This window comes from Spirochaetota bacterium (genome assembly GCA_035477215.1).
GTDB lineage: Bacteria > Spirochaetota > UBA4802 > UBA4802 > UBA5368 > MVZN01.
This window is the reverse complement of the sequence record DATIKU010000008.1, coordinates 141,352-160,532: the sequence shown is the minus strand read 5'-3', so window position 1 is coordinate 160,532 and position 19,181 is coordinate 141,352. Positions and strand designations below refer to the sequence as shown.

Here is a 19,181-nt window from a genome sequence, read left to right as displayed (position 1 = left end):
GGTCATTCCGAACCGATAGTGTCCGCCTCGAGTTCTGACGGTGTCCGGCGCGTCCGATGGGCAGTGTATAGCATCGCAGCGGCGCACCTGTCAACGGATATATCATCCACATGATACTTGACATCCTCGCCGGGACCGGTTTGGCCATGGGCGCGAAGCCGCAGGCAGGCTGGTATGCCGGCTGGGTGGAGACGGACGACGATACATGGTTCTTCGCGATCAACCTGGATGTTCGCAAACCGGAGGATATACGCTTTAGGAAGGAGGCGCTATACGCGGCGATGCGCGAGACAGGGCTTGTCGAGTGATGTGGTGGGAATCAAGGCGAGCACCGTACTGTAAAATTAATACTTGATATATGTTTGAGTTGTGTATATAACTCAACGAGCGCCTGTCGAGTAAAACGGCGACGATCGTCGGAACCATTCCAGGCGGGACGGTTTCAGGATGGCAAGAGAAATAGATACAAAAGCACTCAAGCATATCGATGATCTCGACAATCCGTACCTCAGGCACTTCGTCAGGATACACAATCTCGACGATAAGGAGACCCTTATGCTCGGGCTGCTCATGGAGCAGACCGACCACATGCGCGTGGCGCTTCGAACGCGCTATCCCGTCCTCGCGCGCGATGCCGGCGTTTTCACCAGCGAGGCATATCGCCTCGTCCAGGCACTCCACCGTCGACGCATCCTGGAATCGCGAACCGACGGCGAGTATATTCGAATTACATTCTATCCCATCACGGAAACCGTGGACGAGATACGCCTTGCGTATAAGAACGCGCGCAGGCTCGATGTGGTAGAGAAGGATCTGCGAACCGTCAAAGGGAGGGACTATCTCCCGCGCGCGGACCTCTTCGACGAAATCTATCCCATCATGGGAGCGCTCATCGCGAAGAAGATGAGCGAGGCCCTGCGTTCACTCGCCCAGTACATCGACAAGAGGCTGGAGGCCGCGACAAGCCTCAGGCTGTGGCGCTACCGGGCACGGTCACGCATCAGCGGAGTGCCGGTGGGAGAACTGATTCTGCGCGACACGCTTCCGTTTATCGTAGAGGAGCTTTTCATCATCGAGAAAAAGAGCGGCATCCTCCTGGCCCACCATTCGCGAAAGGCCGAGGGCGATGTGGACCGCGACCTGGTTAGTGGAATGCTGACCGCCATCAGGGACTTCATCAAGACTTCATTCAGGAAGAAACACGACGAAGAGGTAAACGAGATTTCCTACGGTGATGCCCGTATCATGATCCGTGCGGAGCCGTATTTTTTTGCCGCGTTCGTCGTCAGCGGCACTCCCGATATGGAGTTCAATCTTGAAATGAACCGCTTCACGCTCGAGCTGCACCGGGGTAATCGCTCGCTGGTGCGCGCCTTCAAAGGCGATATGGATTCTCTCGAGCCGCTGCGTGGTCCGGTCAGGGGTTTCGTCGAGCGTTTCAGCACGCTTCCCGCAAAGGATACGGGTGAAACGGCCCCATTCGCACGCCTGAAGGCCGCGGGAGTGATTCTCGCCCTCATTTTTTTCTATCTGGGCGGCGCGGCACTCTATCACGTGTGGAACGATTCCCGTATTGAAGCCGCCCTGAACGAACGGCTGGGACGCACGATGCCGGCGCACCTGTACGACGTGAGTCTTGATGTCAACCGCGGCGCCGTAACGGCCACGGGGGTGGCTTCGTCGGAAGATGTTGTGCGCGGACTGGGCGAAACGCTTGCATCCGCGCCCGGGGTAAAAGGGTTGGACAACCGGGTGCTGGTGGTCGATATCGAGCGAATAAACCGTTTCCGCGAGGAGATGGGGGATATCAGGCGGCGCATGGACGCCGTTTTGCTCGCCCAGACCAGGGAGGAGCTCGAGAAGATCGTCATCCGCTTCCCCATTAATGTCGCCGTGATCGGTAAGGAGCAGGATTTTTTGGTCAAACGGATCTATGAAATCATTCGCCACCATCCGGCCGTGCATGTGGATGTTGTGGCTTTCGCGGACAATACGGGCAGCTTCCAGATAAACAAGTCGCTGGCCGAGCGGAGGATGGCGGCGGTGCGCGGCGGTCTTATCGCGAGGGGAATGGAGCCGGCGAGGGTGCATATGTTTCCGTTCGATCCGGCCCTGATAGAGTCCGATCCCCGTATGGCGGCGCACCGCGAGGAGCGGGGCATAATGATATTTGCCCGGGTGGCGGAAGGGAGATAGGCCATGCGGGAGACAAACAGGCGGGGAAAGGGGGCGTCGACTTCATGCTGATACGGAAGAAGGTGTGCCTTTTGGGCGATTTCGCGGTCGGCAAGACAAGCCTCATACAGCGATATGTGTACAATCAGTTCAGCGAGAACTATCTCACGACAATCGGCGTACACATCACCAAAAAAGAAATAACCCTTGGCTCCGACTCGATCGTTCTCATCATCTGGGATCTCGCTGGCGATTACGGGTTCCAGAAGGTCGCCGCTTCGTATCTTGCCGGAGCCGCGGGCGCCGTATTTGTCGGTGACCTCAGCCGCCCGGAAACGATCGGCGACATCCCTTCCCAGATGCGCGCGTTCGAAGAAGTGAATCCCGGTTCGTCCAGCGTGATCGCTTTCAATAAGAAAGATCTGCTTGCAGGGCCGGTTGACGTTCAGGAGATTGCCCGGAGGACCGGCATCTCCGGCGATATCCCCGCGTTATTAACAAGCTGCAGGACGGGTGAGAACGTGGAGAGGGCCTTTGCGTTGCTCGCTTCCCGGCTTCTGGATTGATGTCATGCGACGGAAATCTTATATGGCGCCTCGTGTCAATGCCAGTGCCCCGGAATGATGCTCCCCGACCCGGAAATAATAACGGCGCTCTGCGATCGTTTCGGCCTTCATTTCGTCTATCTCAACGGCGACCTGACCCTTTCCGATTCCGGCGAAAATATTTCGAGGACACTGGGACGTGAAATCCCCGACGGTGTTTCCGCGTTCATTATTTTTCCGGAGCTCGTCGGCCGGGAGGACGACATCGAAAGGGTGCTCGATGGAGGCGGCGAATTGTCTATCGCGAATATTCTATGCGCGAGCGGCAAGGTCTACTATGATCTCCATATTTACTCTTTGGCATCGAAAACCCGGCGTGCTCTCGTGGTCCTCCATGATGTAACGGGAGAACTCGAGGCCCGACGCCTGCTCCAGCAGGCGGGGCATGAGGTTTCGCTTCTCAGTGAAGCGCTCAGGCGAAAAGACGAGAACCTGAAAGCACTCAACGAAACGACCCTTCGGTATATAAACATGCTCCATGCCACCGAAGAATCGTTGACGAGGAGCCGCGAGGAGTTGCTGCGTCGTAACGACAGGATGACCAGGGAGCTGCGCATGGCCGAAAAGGTGCAGCGTGAGCTGGTCGAATTCACCCCGCCGGAGGTTTCGTGGCTGCGCACGGCCTATACCTATCGTCCGCTGGAGGAGGTTGGCGGGGATTTTTTGGCGCTCATGGAGATGGATGATGGCGCCTTCGCGGTCTATGTCGGTGACGTTACGGGACACGGGGTTACGGCCGCTTTATTCATCGCGCTCCTGAAGTCCTCCATCAGGCAGGTCTTCAGGGATTACGGCGCGACACCGGACGTTCTGCTCGAGCGACTCAATGAAATGCTCATCGGCAATCTGAACGAAAGCTATGTCACCTGCATTTACGGCATTCTCTCAAGGGTGGATGAGAATAACGCCCGGTTCGTGTTCGCGTCCGGAGGGCATCCGTCGCCGGTGGTGGTGCGTTCCGGCGGCGCGATCGATTTTCTGCGGGGAGATGGAATGATGCTGGGATTCAGGTCGCCGCTTCGGACAAGGACGGTAACGGTGTCGCTTCACCCGGGTGACAGATTGTTTCTCTATACCGACGGTCTTCCCGAATCGGGGAACGGCGCCGGCGGAATGATCGGTTTCGACGAGGGGCTCGAGGAGATGTTCGCCTTTTCCCGGGCATCGACCCTGGAAGAAACTCACGGAAGAATACTCGAATTCTGCGACCGGTTCCGTGATGACGAGTCCTTGCATGACGACATCACCATTCTTTCGTTCGAGATTACCGGCGTTCCCTAGTCATCCCATCTGAACCCTTTTTCCCTGAACAGGTTCAGACACGTGCCGACGATCTGAGAATCGTACAGCTTCCCGCTGTTCTTTTCGATTTCATCCAACGCGCTTTCAATACTTGACGAGTAGCGGTACGGACGGAACGTCGCCATGGCCTCGACCACATCGGCTACGATTATGATTTTTGATTCGAGCAGGATTTTATCCGCCGTGAGGCCGTCGGGGTATCCCGAACCGTCGCATTTTTCGTGGTGCTGGAGCGTAATTGTCGCGACCGGCCACGGAAACTCGATGTCGCGGAGTATCTCGTAGCCGACGCGTGAATGTGTCTGGACGACGCTGAATTCAGCTTCGGTGAGCCGCATGGGTTTGGTCAGAAACTCGCTCGGCACGTATATCTTTCCTATGTCGTGGAGCCGGCTCGCCATGTTTATTCCCTCGATGACATTGTCCGAAAGGCCGAGCTCCCGCCCGATGGCCGCCGCGAGGATGCTCACGCGCTGCTGGTGGCCGACCGTGTAGGGGTCCCGCTTTTCCATCGCGAACATGAGAGCGTTGACGGTCTGGCTGAAAAGCCTTTTGGAAAGATCAATGCTTGCCTGGAGCTCGTGGGTGCGTCTGTCCACCACCTTCTCGAGATCGCTGTTGAGCCGCTGAAGCTCTTCCTGGCTCCTGATGAGCTGATGGTTCTTCTCGGTGAGGTCTCGCTGGAGCAGTTCTATGTCGTTTCGTCGCTGCTGGAGGGATTGTCGTATCAGGCACTCGCCGGTCACATCCCTGATGATCAATGCAAGGGTCCCATCTTCGCTATCGTCTTTCAATATGTAAAGGTCGAAGAATATCTCCGAACCGTGATGATCGTTTAAAATCCTGTTGATACGTTTGATGGCGGTTTCGCGGCTTCCGCCATCGAGAATGGTGTGGATTTTATGTTCTATTCCGACGATTTCGGGGAAAAGAATACTTGCGTCGACGGTACTTTGGCCAACCTCGATCCCGAGGTAACGCTGGATCGAATCTCCATTAAGGTGAATGACAAGCTCGCGATCGATACGCGCCCGGTGCAGGCCGAACCTGTTGGTCATAAGCGCGTTCTCAAACATTGGGCGACCTCCCGGTTGGAAGCGTGGCGTGCGCATTGAAATCCCGCCGAATCATGATGTGTCCGAATGCCGAAATGGCAATGATTAATTGTAGCGCGGATCGGATGTTCTGGAATAATTTTATTGCATGCCCTCGGCCGATGATGTATAATTCAGCCAGCAGGAGGAAAAGCCCATGGCCCCGCGAAAAAAGCCGAACCCGAACCTTTCCCCGTCCACCAACGAGCTCAAGGGGGGCGATGCTGAATCGCTTAAAGTGTCTTTCGTCAACCATCTGGAGTTCTCGCTCAGCAAGGACGAGTACTCCGCCACGGAGCGGGACCTCTTCCACAGCCTTGCGCTCACGGTGCGGGACAGGCTCATCGAGCGTTGGATCGAGACCCAGCAGTCCTACTACAAATATGATGTGAAACGCGTCTACTACCTTTCCATGGAATACCTCATGGGACGGGCCCTGGGGAACAGCCTCATCAACCTGGGCCTCATGGAGAGCATGCGCCGCGCGGTGGATGAGCTCGGCCACTCCATGGACGCCCTCGCGGACCTGGAATGGGACGCGGGCCTGGGCAACGGCGGTCTCGGACGGCTTGCCGCCTGCTTCATGGACTCGCTCGCCACGCTCGAAATCCCCGCGGTGGGATACGGCATCCGCTACGACTACGGCATCTTCTTTCAGCGCATCATCAACGGCTATCAGGTGGAGACGCCGGACAACTGGCTGCGCTTCGGCAATCCCTGGGAGTTTCCGCGTCCGGAGTTTCTCTACCCGGTGAAGTTCTACGGCAGGGTGCACCAGTACCACGACGACGCGGGCCGCTTCCGCTCCGACTGGGTCGACTCCGAGGTCCTCCTCGCGATGGCCTATGACACGCCGGTACCGGGATTCCGCAACAACACGGTGAACAACCTGCGCCTGTGGTCGGCAAAGTCCACGCGCGAGTTCGATCTGGGCTATTTCAACCACGGCGACTACGAGAAGGCCGTGTCCGAGAAGGCCCAGTCCGAGACCATCTCCAAGGTGCTCTATCCAAACGACAACATCTTCGAGGGAAGGGAGCTGCGGCTCAAGCAGGAATACTTCTTCGTCTCGGCCACTCTTCAGGATATCATGCGCCGCTACCGCAAGACACACGACGGCTTCGCCGAGTTCCCGGAGAAGGTGGCCATCCAGCTTAACGATACGCACCCGGCGATCGCCATCCCCGAGCTCATGAGGGTTCTGGTCGACCGCGAGCGCCTTGAATGGGACGAGGCCTGGGACATCTGCCGCGGCACCTTCGGCTACACCAACCACACGGTGCTTCCCGAGGCGCTCGAGAAGTGGCCCGCTTCGCTGATGGAACGGCTGCTCCCGCGCCACCTGCAGATCATCTACGAGATCAACCGCCGGTTCCTGGAGCGCGTGAGCGTCGCCTTTCCCGGCGACCCGGCGCGGCTCTCGCGCATGTCCATCATCGAGGAGGGGCCCGAGAAGCGTGTTCGCATGGCCAGCCTCGCCATCACCGGAAGTCATTCGGTGAACGGCGTCGCCGCGCTCCACACGGACATCATCAAGGCGACGCTCTTCAAGGATTTTAACGAGCTGTGGCCCGAACGATTCAACAACAAGACCAACGGCATAACCCAGCGCCGATGGCTCATGCACTGCAACCCGGCCCTCTCGGCACTCATAAGCTCGCGTATCGGCGACGGCTGGGCGAAGGACCTGAACCACCTGCGCGCCCTCGAGCCGCTGGCCGGGGACGCCGCGTTTCGCGCGGAGTGGATGCGGGTAAAGAGGGCGAACAAGCAGGGACTGGCGCGCTTCATCGACGAGCGGTGCGATGTCGTGGTTGACCCGGAGTCGATCTTCGACTGCCAGGTGAAGCGCATACACGAGTACAAGCGGCAGCTCCTCAACGCGCTTCATGCGGTGACGCTTTACAATCGCGCGCGCAAAGGCCGCGATACCGGCGCCGCGCCGCGCACCATACTCTTCGCGGGAAAGGCCGCTCCGGGATACCATATCGCCAAGCTCATCATCAAGCTCATCACCTCGATCGCGCGCCTGGTCAATTCCGATCCGGCATCCCGGGATCGGCTTCGCGTCGTATTCCTGCCCAACTACTCGGTCTCCATGGCCGAGAAGCTCATCCCCGCGGCCGACCTCTCGGAGCAGATCTCGACGGCGGGCACCGAGGCCTCGGGCACCGGCAACATGAAGTTCGCGCTCAACGGTGCGCTCACCATCGGGACGCTCGACGGCGCGAACATCGAAATAGCGGAGGAGGTGGGGGATGATAACATCTTCATCTTCGGCCTCAAGGCGAACGAGGCGAACGAGCTTCGCGCGGGCGGCTACTCGCCGCGCGACTACTACGAGCGCGACGGGGAGCTTGCAGAAGCGATCGACATGATCGCCGGCGGCTTTTTCAGTCCGTCCGAGCCGGCGTTCTTCCGCTTGCTCACCGACTCGCTCCTTGGAGGCGATCACTATCTGCTGTGCGCCGATTACACGGCGTATGTCAGGTGCCAGGAGCGCGTTTCGGAAGTCTACGCGGACGTCGATCGATGGGCGCGCATGTCCATTCTCAACGTGGCGCGCATAGGGAAGTTCTCGAGCGACCGCACTATCGCCGAGTACTGCCGCGATATATGGGGGGCCGTGCCGGTTCCGATAGAGTTGGGCAGAAAAAAGCGCGCCTGACGGGTGGCGGGCCTGAGGGGAAGGGCTACCGTACTGGTTCGGCGTGTTTCACGCCGGGTGCGGCGGCGTTGTAGTCGTCAAGCGCCCTGAAGAGCGCGTCGATATTACCGGGCGGCGTTCCGGGGGGAATGTCGCACCCGGACGAGAGGACGAAATTGGGGTGGAGCGCGGTCTTCATCAACAGTTCGGCCGTTGTACGGTGTACACTCTCCTCCGTCCCGTTTTTTAGAATTCCCGCCGGATCGATGTTGCCGAAGGCGAGGGTTCCGGACGGCACCACTCCGAGAACCTCCGCCATGTCCGCGGCGTTGCCGAAGTGCAGTCCCATCGCCCCGGTCGACGCCATCGAGCCGACGTGGCGCCCGGACGCGGCGCAGTTGTGAAGAATTATCATGAAATGATCGTCCTGCACCGCCTCGACGATCGACCGGATATACCCGGATGAAAACTCGTCGCAGTGGGCCGGCGAAATGAGCCCCGCCGCGGGTTCGGCAATGACGAGCCCGTTGACTCCCGAACCCCTGAACGCACGGGCATACTCGACAAGGAACCCGGTCGCCTTCCTGATCACAACATGAAGCGTCTCCGGCTCGGCGTGGACGTTCATGAGCGCCTCGGTCATGCCGCACAACCTTCCGGCAAGCGAAAACGGTCCGATATGACAGCCGAAAACCGGCCTGTCGGTAACGGCCGAAGCGGTAAGAGCCGCCGCCTCCAGGTATATGCCGCTGCGTCCGGAGCCGACGGAGGGCGGAGAAAGGGCGTGCGCCCCGTCGGCATCCTTTACCAGGCTTCCGGTGATCGTCGGCGGTTCGTTCGGTATGCGGCGCACCTCGGCGCCGAAGGCCTCGGCCTCGACCGAAAGGTCCATCGCCGTTATCAAGGCAGCCGAGGGGTAACGCGCGGCGAGCGCGGCAAGACAGGAGGCCTGAATGCGGGCGTTTGACAGCATGTCGTCGACGGTCGCGTGCGTCAATTCGGCGCCGCTGAAAACCATGAGCGGGAAAGCCCGCCTTTTATTGGAGGACAGAATCTCGCCGACCCATTCACGCATGTTTCGCTTCATGACCGTCCCCCTCTTCTCGAATCGGCAATTCCACAGGAATCGCACCCGCGCCCGCTATGCAAGCAGGCGTTTCACCACGTCCACCGCGCTGGTGGCGTCGGAGGCGTATCCGTGCGCGCCAATCTCGTCGGCGAAGGCCTGTGTTACCGGTGCGCCGCCGATCATCACCTTTACCCTGTCGCCAAGCCCGGACACGCGAAGCGCTTCCATAACGACCTTCATGTACACCATTGTGGTGGTCAAAAGCGACGAGAGCCCGATGATCTGCGCGCCGCTTTCTTTCGCGGCCTCGATGAACTTCTCGTCCGGAGCGTCGATGCCGATGTCGATCACGTCGTAGCCGGCGCCCTGAAGCATATAGCAGACGATGTTCTTGCCGATGTCGTGGAGGTCGCCGAGCACGGTGCCCATCACGATCGTGCCCTTGGACTGCACCTTTTCCCGCAACAGAATGGGCTTGATGATCTCCAGCCCGGCCTTCATCGCGCGCGCCGCCACCAGCACCTCGGGCACGAACACCTCGTTTTCCCTGAACTTTACGCCGATCGAGTTCATGCCCGCGACGAGCCCGCCGTTGAGGATGTCGCTGACCGCGACTCCCCGTTCGATGCACGATTCCACGAGCGATTTGACGTCGTTCTGCCTGCCCGCTTCGACCTTCTCGGCGATCTCTTTTAGAATCTCCATGTCGTTTCCTCCGCAGGGGTAATCCCTGAATCTGTTCGCGTCATGCGACGTGGCGCCATCTCAAGGCCTTCTCTTCCCGTATTTTTTGCCCGACTCGAACATGGCGATGCAGTTCTGCGGATCGACCCCGGGATGAAGCGAATTCGAATCGCACAGGATGTAACCGCCCCCCTCGGCCGCGTCGGCGATCGCCTGGCGCACGGCTTCCTCCACTTCGGCCGGGGTGCCGTGCGGGAGCAGGTCCACACAGTCGATGTTCCCCACCAGGCAGAGCCGGTCACCGTAATGTTCCTTGACCTTTTTGAGCTCCATTCCCGCCTGCGGCTCGAGCGGATTGAGTCCGTCGTAGCCGGTTTCGAGTATGATGTCAAGCAGGGGCCAGAGGTTCCCGTCGCTGTGGGTGACGACCTTCATGCCCTCCCGGTGGGCCTTCGTGACAAGTTCCATATTATAGGGCGTGATGAATTCCTTGTATTGTTTGGGGGAGATGAGCGGCGAGTGCCTGTCGGCGATGTCGTCCTCGACCACCAGCACGTCGAGCCCGGCATCGACCAGCATGTCGAGCTGTTCCAGGCTGTAGTCGGTCACCATGCGGGCCACCCGGTGAACGAATTCGGGATTGTCGAACATCTGTACCATCAGGTTTTCCATACCCATCAGCCGCCACGAGCGGACGAACGCCCCGCGCATCAGCCAGAAGAGGGCCTTCTCTCCCTTAAAGCGGTCCCGGCCGAGGTCGAGGAGTAACAGGTGCCCCCGGTTGGGACGGGGAGGGGAGAAGCCGGCAAGGTCGCCCGGCTCCCGCACGGGATGCCCGGTCGCGACGGGAAGGCCGTGAGGGCTACGGGTATACACCACGCCCCAGTCGTCGGCGACGTGGCGCTCGTCCACTTCGGCCTCGTGGCCGATCTCGAACGAGGTGAATCCGTCGATGCCGAAATGCTCGTGTATAAGGAAGAGCGTATCCAAAAGTTTGCCCTTTTCCCGGTCGTTCATCTCGCGAAACTCCTTCGGATCGGGCAGGCCGTCGGTGATCTGCCGTCCGATTCCGATTATCGGGGCTTCGTTTATGCCGTGGATGTACAGCGGTACCCGGTCGGGCTCCCGTATGCTCAGAGCGGCCAGTATCCGCTCTTTACCATTCATCTCATCACCTCCCGTTGGCGCCGGTTCATCTCATCAAGGAATAATGATTGACAAAACATGATTATTAATCACAATGAATACGGTTCTGTTATTGAATTATATTCGTAATTCGAACACTGTTCGATTGTCAATACTTTTTTAGCTCCATAGTCCACTGTTGACGAATTCAGTGTAGACGGCTGTACCCGCCTGATCAGCGTGGAGGGGACGGAATTAAGCGTCGATTCGTCAAACCCCTGTAACCCGGGAGTCAGGCGGGGAACGTTGTAGCGTCTTTAAAGCGGTTCTCGGGCATGGTTACTGTTATAGGAAGCAGCATTGCCGTGATGAGCCGCCGCGCCCATGAAAGGCGGCACGCTGCTTGTAAAACTATCAGTACATGGAGATGAACTATGGTTATCCCTTTTCCTTTTGAAGCCCTGCTGGGGTTCGGATGGCTGGGCGTGATGCTTCTTCTCGGCGTATTTCTCCGCGCGAAGGTGGGCCTGTTACAGCGGTTTCTCTTTCCCAGCTGTCTCATCGGCGGGCTGGCGGGCCTGGCGCTTCTGCAGACGGGCCTGTTCAAGGTTGAAACATCCCTGCTCGAGACCTTCGCCTATCATCTGTTCAATATTTCGTTTATATCCGTCGGTCTTACCATTCGCAGCCCGGAGGAACAGAAAGCCTACGGCGGGCGGGAGGTTTTAAAGGGGTCCATCTGGATGGCCCTGGTGTCCGGTGTCATGATGCCCATGCAGGCTATTGTAGGGGGAGGCATGGTGCTGATGTTTAATTTTTTCGATTTCAATCTTTTCAAGACCTTCGGTTTTTTCGCCCCCCTGGGTTTTGTTCAGGGTCCGGGGCAGGTGCTTTCGGTCGGTAAGGTGTGGGAGACCCTGGGTTTCGCAAACGCCGCCACCATCGGCCTGACCTTCGCTACCATCGGCTTTCTTTTCGCATTCTTCGTGGGCGTGCCCATGGCGAACTGGGGTATTCGCAGGGGCATGGCGGAGTACGCCCCGAAGAGTTTACCTAAAGATCTTCTCGTGGGGATCGCCCCGAAGGGAGCGCCCCTGGAACCGGCGGGCAGGCTTACCATGCATTCCGGGAACATAGATACCCTCGCTTTCCAGTTCGCACTGGTCGGGCTGGTCTATCTGCTGACCTATGCGCTGGTGCACTGGGTTGCGGGACTGCTGCGGCCCGAGCTTGCCGCCACGCTGTGGGGATTTTTCTTTTTCGTCGGCCTGCTGGTTTCCATCGCGGTGCGGACCATTATCATTAAAATCGGGTACGGTCACATGGTCGATCCGGGAGTCCAGCGGAGAGTAACCGGGTGGTCGGTGGATTTTCTGATCGTGGCCACGGTGATGGCGGTGCAGCCGGCGATTGTGTGGCAATACGCCCTGCCCATAGGGACGATTTCGCTGGCGGTCGGCGTTCTTACCACGCTGGGGATCGTCTATCTGGGGAACCGGCTCTCGACGCTCAACATCGAACGAATGGTCGGCATTTACGGCATCTGCACCGGAACGGCCTCCTCGGGGCTGCTTTTGGTGCGGGTCGTGGACCCGGAGTTTCGCACAACCGCGGCGATGGAGCTTGGCTTTCAGGCGATTTTCGCCTCGGTGCCGGTGCTAAGCTGCATGCTTCTGGTAAGCGCGCCTCTGATCTGGAACTGGAGTGTTGAGCTCACCCTGGTAGTGTTCGCCGGGTTGATGCTGGTGTTTCTCGCGCTCCTGAAGATTTTAAAGTTCTGGGGAAAAAAACGGTTCTGAAATGACCGTGTAGTCCGGTGTACAGGTTAATACCGGCGCTTTTCATTAATGTTTTGCGCGAATTTTCCGGGATGCGTGGTGAGGTGGATGCTTGATTGCCAAGAAGATGTCGGGTCGGAAACAGATGGAAAAGGAGCACCGGAGGCGGGCCATTCTCGAGGCGGCGCGTGGCCTGCTTCTTGAAAAGGGCTATGATACCGTATCGATCCGTCAGATAGCCGGGATATGCGAACTCGGAACCGGCACCATCTACTCGTATTTCTCCGGCAAATTGGAGATTTACGCCACGCTCTCCACCGAGGTATTCGACCTTCTGCACGATCACTTTCAGGCCGCGTTCGCTCCCGGTGATGAACCGACCGAAAGTTTGCGCGCCATCGGTGCGGCCCTCCTCGACTTCAGCGTGAGGCACAGGGCCTATTACGATTTCCTGGATTATTTCATATCCTCATCCCGTACGATCTTCCCGGCCGAGATGAAGTCGCGTATCGACGAATACGGAGGGAGGGTGCTCGCGCCAATAAGAGATGCCATCGAAGCGGGGATACGCACCGGCGAGTTTATCCGAGTTGATTCCACACGGTACGCTCTTTTATTTGTCGGAATGATGCACGGCGTGATTCATTTCCGGAAACTCAAGGGCACCCTGCTGACCGAAACGGGTTTCGACGCGCTGTACCGTCAGGGCGTGGAATCCATGATCGATTCGCTCCGCGTTTCGCGTTAGGCGTGTGTCGACAGGACCGGCTGTTCGCCGCCTGCCGCACCGACCGGTCTTTTTCCCGCCTTTACCGCGTGCTTCGCGCTTCGATACGACGACTGCCGCGATACGACCCGCATGGAGCCAACCGACGATATCAGGGCGGCGATTGCCGCGCGCGGCGTGATGCAGGGGTATTCGCTGAATGATTGAGTGGGATTCTCCGGGGGTGCAACATATCAACAGTCGGGGGCGTCGGGCGGTTTTCCGGCAGCGCGGCCGGGGCATGTGCTGTTTTGCGTAAGTATTGTTCGACGGGTTTCCTGTGGAGGGAAACGGCCCGGGTGACGGGCAAATGAAAGAAGTGCTCTGCCGGGTCAGCGAAGTCCGGACAACTTGAAAATGACCGTATCACGGTCGAAGGGCTTTTTTATATATCCGTTGATTCCCAGCTTGATCAGTTCCTCTATCTTTTCACGTTCGCTATGTGAGGTAACCATCACGATTTTACAATCCGGAAGAGCGCCCCTGACTGTTTTAACCACTTCCACTCCGTTCAGGACCGGCATTTCGACGTCCACAAACAGGTAGTCGACGCGCAGGTTCTGGTTTTTCAGCTTCTCCACCGCGGCGCCTCCGTTGTCGATTTCCTCGATGACGTCGAATTTTACCGAGAGGAGTATCTGTTTTAAAATCTGACGCGCGGCGCGCGAATCATCGACGATTATCGCGCGATAGGATTTGCCGTCGGGCCTGATTCCCGGAGGCGGTTTTTTATAGATATTCTCGTTGTCTGAAACGGTGCCCATCTAAGATTTCACCTTTATCGTATCATTAAAGGATCTAAGTAACTGCAAATTGCCAAACTCCCTGATCCGGCGTCAATTTCAGTTCGAACATGCTTTCATAACTCAGTTTACCGTCAGAACCGTAGTTTTTCAACTAAAAACTGGAATGTGCTCCGATAAAACGAAAACAGCTCCCTTCATCATATAGCACGGTTATTTGTCGTGTGTCAATTTAAAATAAACATTGACAGATGCTCCGTGCAGGCAGTGATGCATGAATCATTGAAGTTATTGTTAATTAAAGGGCCTGGAGCGACAGTATTTTGTTCACGAAGAAACGATTGGCGAGATCACGGAAATGGAGTACGGCATTCCGGTGACATTCTTCTTATTGGTTCTGTTTACAAAAAACTTTAATTCTTGTATTGATTTTATTGAAGGGTATGCGTACCATGCTGTTTCACGGCATGATGGTGTCGAGAAGCCACCGGCTTCCGCCAATCCATCCAGAGAATCCACATCAGGAAGACTGTCATTATGAAGGTTCTGCTCATTAATGCGCCGTTCCCCTTCGAGGAGGCTCCCACGCCCCCGTTCGGATTAATGTCCCTGGCGGGCTATCTGCTTCGTGAGGGAATCGAGGTGATCATTGAAGATTATATCATCCAGCCCTATTCCAGGGAGCGGGTAAGGAGGGTTCTGAGGGAATTCCGGCCCGACGTAGTGGGAGCCACCGCGGTGACCATGAACGTGAAAAAGGCCCTGTCAATACTTAAAGATTTCCGCGAGGAAGATCCCGGCCTTGCGACGGTCATGGGCGGGCCCCATGTTTCTTTTGACGCGGACGGAATTTTGAAGAACAATCCCTTCGTTGATTTTATCGTCAGGGGCGAGGGCGAGGTGAGTTTTACCGAGCTCCTGGATTGCCTGAAGTCCGGGGGCAATCCTTCCGGCGTAAAGGGCGTGTCGTTCCGCCTTGGCGGGGAGGTCGTACATAACAAAGACCGGCCCCTGATACCCGACATCAATATCCTTCCCGAACCGGCGCGACATCTGGTACCCTTGAGCCGGTACCGGGCCCTGGGCTTTCCCATCAGCATGGTGACCTCCCGGGGCTGTCCCTACAAGTGTATCTTCTGCGTGGGGGCCCGAATGGTGGGACGAAAAGTGCGCAATTTCGAAGTAGGGCGGGTGGTTGACGAGTTCGAAGCGCTTTCGCAGATGGGGTTTGTACAGATCAATATCGTGGACGATCTTTTTACCGCCAACCAGACCCGCTGTAAGGAGATATGCGACGAGATAGTCCGCAGGGGCGTCGTTCACCCCTGGGGGGCCTTCGCCCGGGTCGACAGCGTGTCGCCGCAATTGTTGGAAAAGATGAAAACGGCGGGCTGCACCGCGCTCTGTTACGGCATAGAGAGCGGGGACCAGGCGATCCTCGACCGTATCAAGAAAAAGACCACCCTGGAGAAGTGCCGTGTAGCGGCCCGGATTTCCCGGGAGGCCGGAATAGAGCCCATGATGTCATTCATCCTGGGGCTTCCGGGGGAAACGGCCGAAACGGCGCGCACGACCATGGAGTTCGCCCGTACCCTCAGCACCAGTTACGGCTTTCATGTGCTGTCGCCCTTTCCCGGCACCGAGGTAAGGGACAGGGCGGCGGAATACGGCATGAAGGTGCTCACCGACGACTGGGACCTCTACGACGCCAATCACGCCGTCATGGATCCGGGGTCCATCGCGCCCGAAGAGGTGGAGCGTCTGGCCAACTGGTATGTCGACGGCATAACCGACTATATTGATGACCTGGAGCCCAGGAAGGCGCGGGGGGACGTTCTTTCCGAGGCGGATGAACGGGCCCTCCGGGGGGTCAGGGCGTTTCGCTTCAACCGCACCCTGATTCTTGACGAATTGATCGAACGGTATCCGGGCATAACCAATTGCGCACAGCGGGACACCATCCTGCTGGATTTCGCCGATTACCTCGAGCGCTTATTCGGGTACTCCAGGGACGAAATAAACGATCAGCTTCAGCGGCTCATCAATCTCAAATGCATCGACCTGTGCAATGACGCGCGGGGTTCCAGTGTCTGCTGGACCTGAGAGGCCGCGCGCGGGCGCAATTTTTCGCGCGCTTCGTTGAAATTCTTTCATTGATAAAATGATAAAATGCGTAAAACGTTTATTTGATGCGACAGATCAGGGTATTCGAGGAGGAGCCATGAAACGAACGCCTGTCATGATGATTATAACGGTCATCGTCGCACTATATCAGGTCTCCGCCGGTGCACAGACTTCAGCTGATGTCGCTCTTAAAAAGCCATCCATCGCTGGTATGAATCTAATCGAAGCGCTCGCCGCGCGCAGCTCGGTGCGCGCCTTTAACGAAAAACCGCTTTCAAATGACGATCTCGGCGCCATCCTCTGGGCCGCCAACGGCGTCAATCGCCCGGGCGGAAAGCGCACGGCGCCCGCGGCCTATGGAAGGCAGTATATCAAGCTCTATGTCGTTTCCGACGAAGGCGCCTGGCTCTACGATGCGGAGGCCCACAGACTCGCGGCGATCGCCAACGCCGGACGGAAAAAAGACGTTGCCACACAGGGATACGTGACCCGGGCACCGCACATCCTGGTGATCGTCGCCGACCTCGGCCGCTTTCCTCTCTTTGTCACCGGCAGGGATGACCGTATCCGCGTTGCGCATTCCACCGCCGGCTGCGTCGCGCAGAATGTTTACCTGATGGCCGCGGCGCTGAAGGCCGGCACCTGCATGGTGGCGGGCGTGGATGAGAAGGGGGCGCGCAGGGCGCTCAGTCTCACGAAGGATGAACTTCCGCTCTATGTGATGCCGCTCGGTTATCCGGCGAAATAAAGGGTCCTTTGCATGGCGTTCATTCACGGCAGGATTATTGTTTCAGATAATAAAACAGGTGTTTCCGTATGTTAATTTTCCCTGAATAACGACCGGCAGGGCCGGTCTTTTCCTGTCCGGAGGAAGCGATAAGCGACACGAGCGAGTAACTCAAAGAACAGGCCCTCTCCGATTTTGCCGAATACACCGATCCAATGAAGGTGCGTACGCTCAAGAGCGCCGGCATCGACATCATCGGGAAGAAGCGCGCCGGCGCCTGTACCCGGGACATAACCGGCAAACGCTACATCGATTGCCAGACCGGCTCGGGCATAATGAATGTGGGCAGGCGCAATCCCGAGATCGCCGCGGCGCTCAAGCAGGCGCTCGACGCCTACGACATGGGCGTCTTTCCGCTCTGCTCGCGCCGGGAAGCTCGCGGAGATCGCGCCGGGAGACGATCTCAGGGGAGTCATCTTCGGCGCGGAGGGGGATGAACGGTTTCGGGACCTCTTCCCTGAAAGTCCGCCTTAATGGCGGGAGCATCGCGAGGGAATCCGAAAGTCGTTGTTATGAACAGCGCACCATCTGCACGGGCCGCCCGGCCTTTGCGAGGCTGTCCGGCCCGGAAAATCCACCCCGACAAGTATATATCGCATAACATACATAATAACCGGTTTCCGCGGTTTTTTCCTGAAAAAAAGTATTATGTCTCATTTAATGCTTGCAATTTCAGGCCAAATGGAGTACAATATCTCAAGTTATACGAAAATATAGTGCTGTCGGTGGTTCCCCCGCCGAAGGCGGGGAGGGGGGTGTTGTAGAATCGCAAATAATTTTTTACGGATTCAAAAATAATAGTAAAATATTTGCGAAAAGGAACGAAAACAATAATAGACGGACAGCACGGCAGATTCTAAAAAATTATAATAGAGGAGAGATACAATGCCCAAGTGTGCAACCCCAAAGAAAGCAACGGCGAAAAAAGCGACCACGGCCAAGAAGAAGCCGGCCGCGAAGAAGGCCACCGTTGCCAAGAAGACGACCGCAAAGAAACCCGCGGCGAAGAAGACCGCCGCGAAGAAGACCGCGGCAAAGGCAAAAGCGAAGTAGAAGGGTCTCCGGCACGAACATAAAAGGCGGGTAATCCCCGCCTTTTTTTTATCCTCCGGTTAAATATCCCTCGATTCAATCACTCGCGCAAATCCAGGCTGCGGCACCGTAGAGATCATCGGCGATATGGTCGGGAATGACTAAAAGTTCGTCCCGGTGCCTGGTGCCGTGACCGGTAAGAAGGTAAACGGCCCGGGCGCCGGCGCGCGCGCCCATTTCCACATCGTGCGGGTGGTCGCCGACTACGAATGAAAGGGCGAGATCGATACCGTATTTATCGGCGGCGGCGGTCATAAAATGCGTGGAGGGTTTGCGGCAGACGCACGGTTCGTCATTTCGGTGCGGGCAGCAGTAGGTTTCGACAATATCGATTCCTTCCCGCGCTAAAAGTGCGTTGTATTCGTATTCGAACGAGCGATACCGGTCGAGATCGAACACTCCTTTCCCGATACCGGACTGGTTTGTAATAATGAAGATATCGAACCGCCCGGCGAGCATGCGGAGCGCGTCGACGGCGCCGGGAATGAACACCACGCGATCAATCTCGAAGAGATCCCCCACGTCTTCGTTGATGGTACCGTCCCTGTCGAGAAAAACAGCCTGTTTCATGCCGGTTGGAACCCCATGAGCAATTTACGCCTGGCCGCTGCCGACGCACCCAACCAGAATCCGCCGTGCCGCGGCCGTACCCCGCGTTGAGGAATATCCTGAACTCATTCATGTCGTATCTCAGCGCAGGAATTTTCTGAAGCCGCGCGCCGCGTCGGGAGGGTAGCCGACGGATTCGTAAAACCGGTGCGCGCCGGTCCGGTGCATGCCAGACACGATGTTGATGTAGAGGCATCGGCGTTCTTCCGCCTCCCGCTCAAGCGCCGCCATGAGTGCCTTCCCAATACCTTTTCCCCGGCGCTCCTCGGAGACAACGACGTTCTCCACAACAAGAAAGGGCCTGCATCCGCCGACCAGATCCCTGCACACGATGCCCATCGCGGTGCCGGCCAAAATTTCCCCGGAGCGGGCCCCCAGGAGGATGTAGGCCGGATCAGCCATGACTGCGCGGAGTTGATCGCGCATGAGCGGGCGATTAACGGTATCGCCCGACAGCTCTTCGAGCAGGGAGGCGAGTGCGTCCCCGTCCCCTTCGGCGATGCGATCGATTGTGATCATAGGTCGATATGGAGACACGTCATATAAGTCTACTGCTCCCGTACCGCCTTTCCGGCGATGTG

General features: G+C 57.6%; 18 protein-coding genes. 11 read left to right on the top strand and 7 right to left on the bottom strand.

Translation table 11 applies throughout. The features are described from left to right. Positions 1-110: 110 nt before the first annotated feature. The 4 genes from VLM75_01690 (at position 111) to VLM75_01675 (ending at position 4,061) form a co-directional block, all read left to right on the top strand. Entirely contained in the window at positions 111-308 is a 198-nt protein-coding gene (locus VLM75_01690; protein HSV95624.1) for a hypothetical protein, read from the top strand. Between the two features lie 139 nt (positions 309-447). Further along, positions 448-2,196, top strand: a complete 1,749-nt coding sequence (locus tag VLM75_01685; GenBank protein ID HSV95623.1) for a hypothetical protein — start codon at positions 448-450, stop codon at positions 2,194-2,196. 44 nt (positions 2,197-2,240) lie between these two features. Then, on the top strand, positions 2,241-2,741 hold the full coding sequence (locus VLM75_01680; protein ID HSV95622.1) for a Rab family GTPase: 501 nt from the start codon (positions 2,241-2,243) through the stop codon (positions 2,739-2,741). A 54-nt stretch (positions 2,742-2,795) separates the two neighbouring features. Beyond that, on the top strand, positions 2,796-4,061 hold the full coding sequence (locus VLM75_01675) for a SpoIIE family protein phosphatase (protein ID HSV95621.1): 1,266 nt from the start codon (positions 2,796-2,798) through the stop codon (positions 4,059-4,061). Here the strand turns inward: VLM75_01675 and VLM75_01670 are convergent. Continuing rightward, positions 4,058-5,158: an HD domain-containing phosphohydrolase gene (locus tag VLM75_01670; GenBank protein ID HSV95620.1), complete on the bottom strand. Its 1,101-nt coding sequence runs from the start codon at positions 5,156-5,158 to the stop codon at positions 4,058-4,060. The genes VLM75_01675 and VLM75_01670 overlap by 4 nt on opposite strands. 175 nt (positions 5,159-5,333) lie before the next feature. On the opposite strand from VLM75_01670, the gene VLM75_01665 reads away from it, so the two are divergent. Further along, positions 5,334-7,844, top strand: a complete 2,511-nt coding sequence (locus tag VLM75_01665; GenBank protein HSV95619.1) for a glycogen/starch/alpha-glucan phosphorylase — start codon at positions 5,334-5,336, stop codon at positions 7,842-7,844. Between the two features lie 25 nt (positions 7,845-7,869). On the opposite strand, the gene VLM75_01660 is transcribed toward VLM75_01665, so the two are convergent. From VLM75_01660 to VLM75_01650, 3 genes are read right to left on the bottom strand one after another with little or no spacing between them, the layout of a single operon-like run. Further along, the gene (locus VLM75_01660; GenBank protein HSV95618.1) at positions 7,870-8,910 is read right to left on the bottom strand and encodes a uroporphyrinogen decarboxylase family protein; all 1,041 of its coding nucleotides are present in this window, start codon (positions 8,908-8,910) and stop codon (positions 7,870-7,872) included. A gap of 54 nt (positions 8,911-8,964) precedes the next feature. After that, complete coding sequence (locus VLM75_01655) at positions 8,965-9,597, bottom strand: corrinoid protein (GenBank protein ID HSV95617.1); 633 nt, start codon at positions 9,595-9,597, stop codon at positions 8,965-8,967. A gap of 60 nt (positions 9,598-9,657) precedes the next feature. Next, the gene (locus tag VLM75_01650; protein ID HSV95616.1) at positions 9,658-10,743 is read right to left on the bottom strand and encodes a uroporphyrinogen decarboxylase family protein; all 1,086 of its coding nucleotides are present in this window, start codon (positions 10,741-10,743) and stop codon (positions 9,658-9,660) included. A 392-nt stretch (positions 10,744-11,135) separates the two neighbouring features. On the opposite strand from VLM75_01650, the gene VLM75_01645 reads away from it, so the two are divergent. Beyond that, positions 11,136-12,500 carry a sodium/glutamate symporter gene (locus VLM75_01645; protein HSV95615.1) on the top strand — a complete coding sequence of 455 codons (1,365 nt, stop codon included), beginning with the start codon at positions 11,136-11,138 and terminating at the stop codon, positions 12,498-12,500. A 91-nt stretch (positions 12,501-12,591) separates the two neighbouring features. Next, on the top strand, positions 12,592-13,227 hold the full coding sequence (locus VLM75_01640) for a TetR/AcrR family transcriptional regulator (protein ID HSV95614.1): 636 nt from the start codon (positions 12,592-12,594) through the stop codon (positions 13,225-13,227). A 350-nt stretch (positions 13,228-13,577) separates the two neighbouring features. Here the strand turns inward: VLM75_01640 and VLM75_01635 are convergent, their stop codons facing one another. Beyond that, the gene (locus VLM75_01635; protein HSV95613.1) at positions 13,578-14,009 is read right to left on the bottom strand and encodes a response regulator; all 432 of its coding nucleotides are present in this window, start codon (positions 14,007-14,009) and stop codon (positions 13,578-13,580) included. A 516-nt stretch (positions 14,010-14,525) separates the two neighbouring features. Here VLM75_01635 and VLM75_01630 point away from each other — a divergent pair. From VLM75_01630 to VLM75_01615, 4 genes are all read left to right on the top strand, one after another. Beyond that, positions 14,526-16,091, top strand: a complete 1,566-nt coding sequence (locus VLM75_01630) for a radical SAM protein (GenBank protein HSV95612.1) — start codon at positions 14,526-14,528, stop codon at positions 16,089-16,091. 118 nt (positions 16,092-16,209) lie between these two features. After that, entirely contained in the window at positions 16,210-16,860 is a 651-nt protein-coding gene (locus tag VLM75_01625) for a nitroreductase family protein (GenBank protein HSV95611.1), read from the top strand. 194 nt (positions 16,861-17,054) lie between these two features. Then, positions 17,055-17,336 carry a hypothetical protein gene (locus VLM75_01620; protein HSV95610.1) on the top strand — a complete coding sequence of 94 codons (282 nt, stop codon included), beginning with the start codon at positions 17,055-17,057 and terminating at the stop codon, positions 17,334-17,336. Positions 17,337-17,784: 448 nt separating this feature from the next. Then, complete coding sequence (locus VLM75_01615) at positions 17,785-17,952, top strand: hypothetical protein (GenBank protein HSV95609.1); 168 nt, start codon at positions 17,785-17,787, stop codon at positions 17,950-17,952. Between the two features lie 75 nt (positions 17,953-18,027). On the opposite strand, the gene VLM75_01610 is transcribed toward VLM75_01615, so the two are convergent. Next, positions 18,028-18,561 carry an HAD-IIIA family hydrolase gene (locus tag VLM75_01610; GenBank protein HSV95608.1) on the bottom strand — a complete coding sequence of 178 codons (534 nt, stop codon included), beginning with the start codon at positions 18,559-18,561 and terminating at the stop codon, positions 18,028-18,030. A gap of 120 nt (positions 18,562-18,681) precedes the next feature. Continuing rightward, positions 18,682-19,119 carry a GNAT family N-acetyltransferase gene (locus VLM75_01605; protein ID HSV95607.1) on the bottom strand — a complete coding sequence of 146 codons (438 nt, stop codon included), beginning with the start codon at positions 19,117-19,119 and terminating at the stop codon, positions 18,682-18,684. Between the last annotated feature and the right edge of the window lie 62 nt (positions 19,120-19,181).

Bases quoted from the DNA above. Each gene is read 5' to 3' on its own strand.
- VLM75_01690 (HSV95624.1), top strand. From the start codon at position 111: ATGATACTTGACATCCTCGCCGGGACCGGTTTGGCCATGGGCGCGAAG.
- VLM75_01685 (HSV95623.1), top strand. From the start codon at position 448: ATGGCAAGAGAAATAGATACAAAAGCACTCAAGCATATCGATGATCTC.
- VLM75_01680 (HSV95622.1), top strand. From the start codon at position 2,241: ATGCTGATACGGAAGAAGGTGTGCCTTTTGGGCGATTTCGCGGTCGGC.
- VLM75_01675 (HSV95621.1), top strand. From the start codon at position 2,796: ATGATGCTCCCCGACCCGGAAATAATAACGGCGCTCTGCGATCGTTTC.
- VLM75_01670 (HSV95620.1), bottom strand. From the start codon at position 5,158: ATGTTTGAGAACGCGCTTATGACCAACAGGTTCGGCCTGCACCGGGCG.
- VLM75_01665 (HSV95619.1), top strand. From the start codon at position 5,334: ATGGCCCCGCGAAAAAAGCCGAACCCGAACCTTTCCCCGTCCACCAAC.
- VLM75_01660 (HSV95618.1), bottom strand. From the start codon at position 8,910: ATGAAGCGAAACATGCGTGAATGGGTCGGCGAGATTCTGTCCTCCAAT.
- VLM75_01655 (HSV95617.1), bottom strand. From the start codon at position 9,597: ATGGAGATTCTAAAAGAGATCGCCGAGAAGGTCGAAGCGGGCAGGCAG.
- VLM75_01650 (HSV95616.1), bottom strand. From the start codon at position 10,743: ATGAATGGTAAAGAGCGGATACTGGCCGCTCTGAGCATACGGGAGCCC.
- VLM75_01645 (HSV95615.1), top strand. From the start codon at position 11,136: ATGGTTATCCCTTTTCCTTTTGAAGCCCTGCTGGGGTTCGGATGGCTG.
- VLM75_01635 (HSV95613.1), bottom strand. From the start codon at position 14,009: ATGGGCACCGTTTCAGACAACGAGAATATCTATAAAAAACCGCCTCCG.
- VLM75_01630 (HSV95612.1), top strand. From the start codon at position 14,526: ATGAAGGTTCTGCTCATTAATGCGCCGTTCCCCTTCGAGGAGGCTCCC.
- VLM75_01625 (HSV95611.1), top strand. From the start codon at position 16,210: ATGAAACGAACGCCTGTCATGATGATTATAACGGTCATCGTCGCACTA.
- VLM75_01620 (HSV95610.1), top strand. From the start codon at position 17,055: ATGAAGGTGCGTACGCTCAAGAGCGCCGGCATCGACATCATCGGGAAG.
- VLM75_01615 (HSV95609.1), top strand. From the start codon at position 17,785: ATGCCCAAGTGTGCAACCCCAAAGAAAGCAACGGCGAAAAAAGCGACC.
- VLM75_01610 (HSV95608.1), bottom strand. From the start codon at position 18,561: ATGAAACAGGCTGTTTTTCTCGACAGGGACGGTACCATCAACGAAGAC.
- VLM75_01605 (HSV95607.1), bottom strand. From the start codon at position 19,119: ATGATCACAATCGATCGCATCGCCGAAGGGGACGGGGACGCACTCGCC.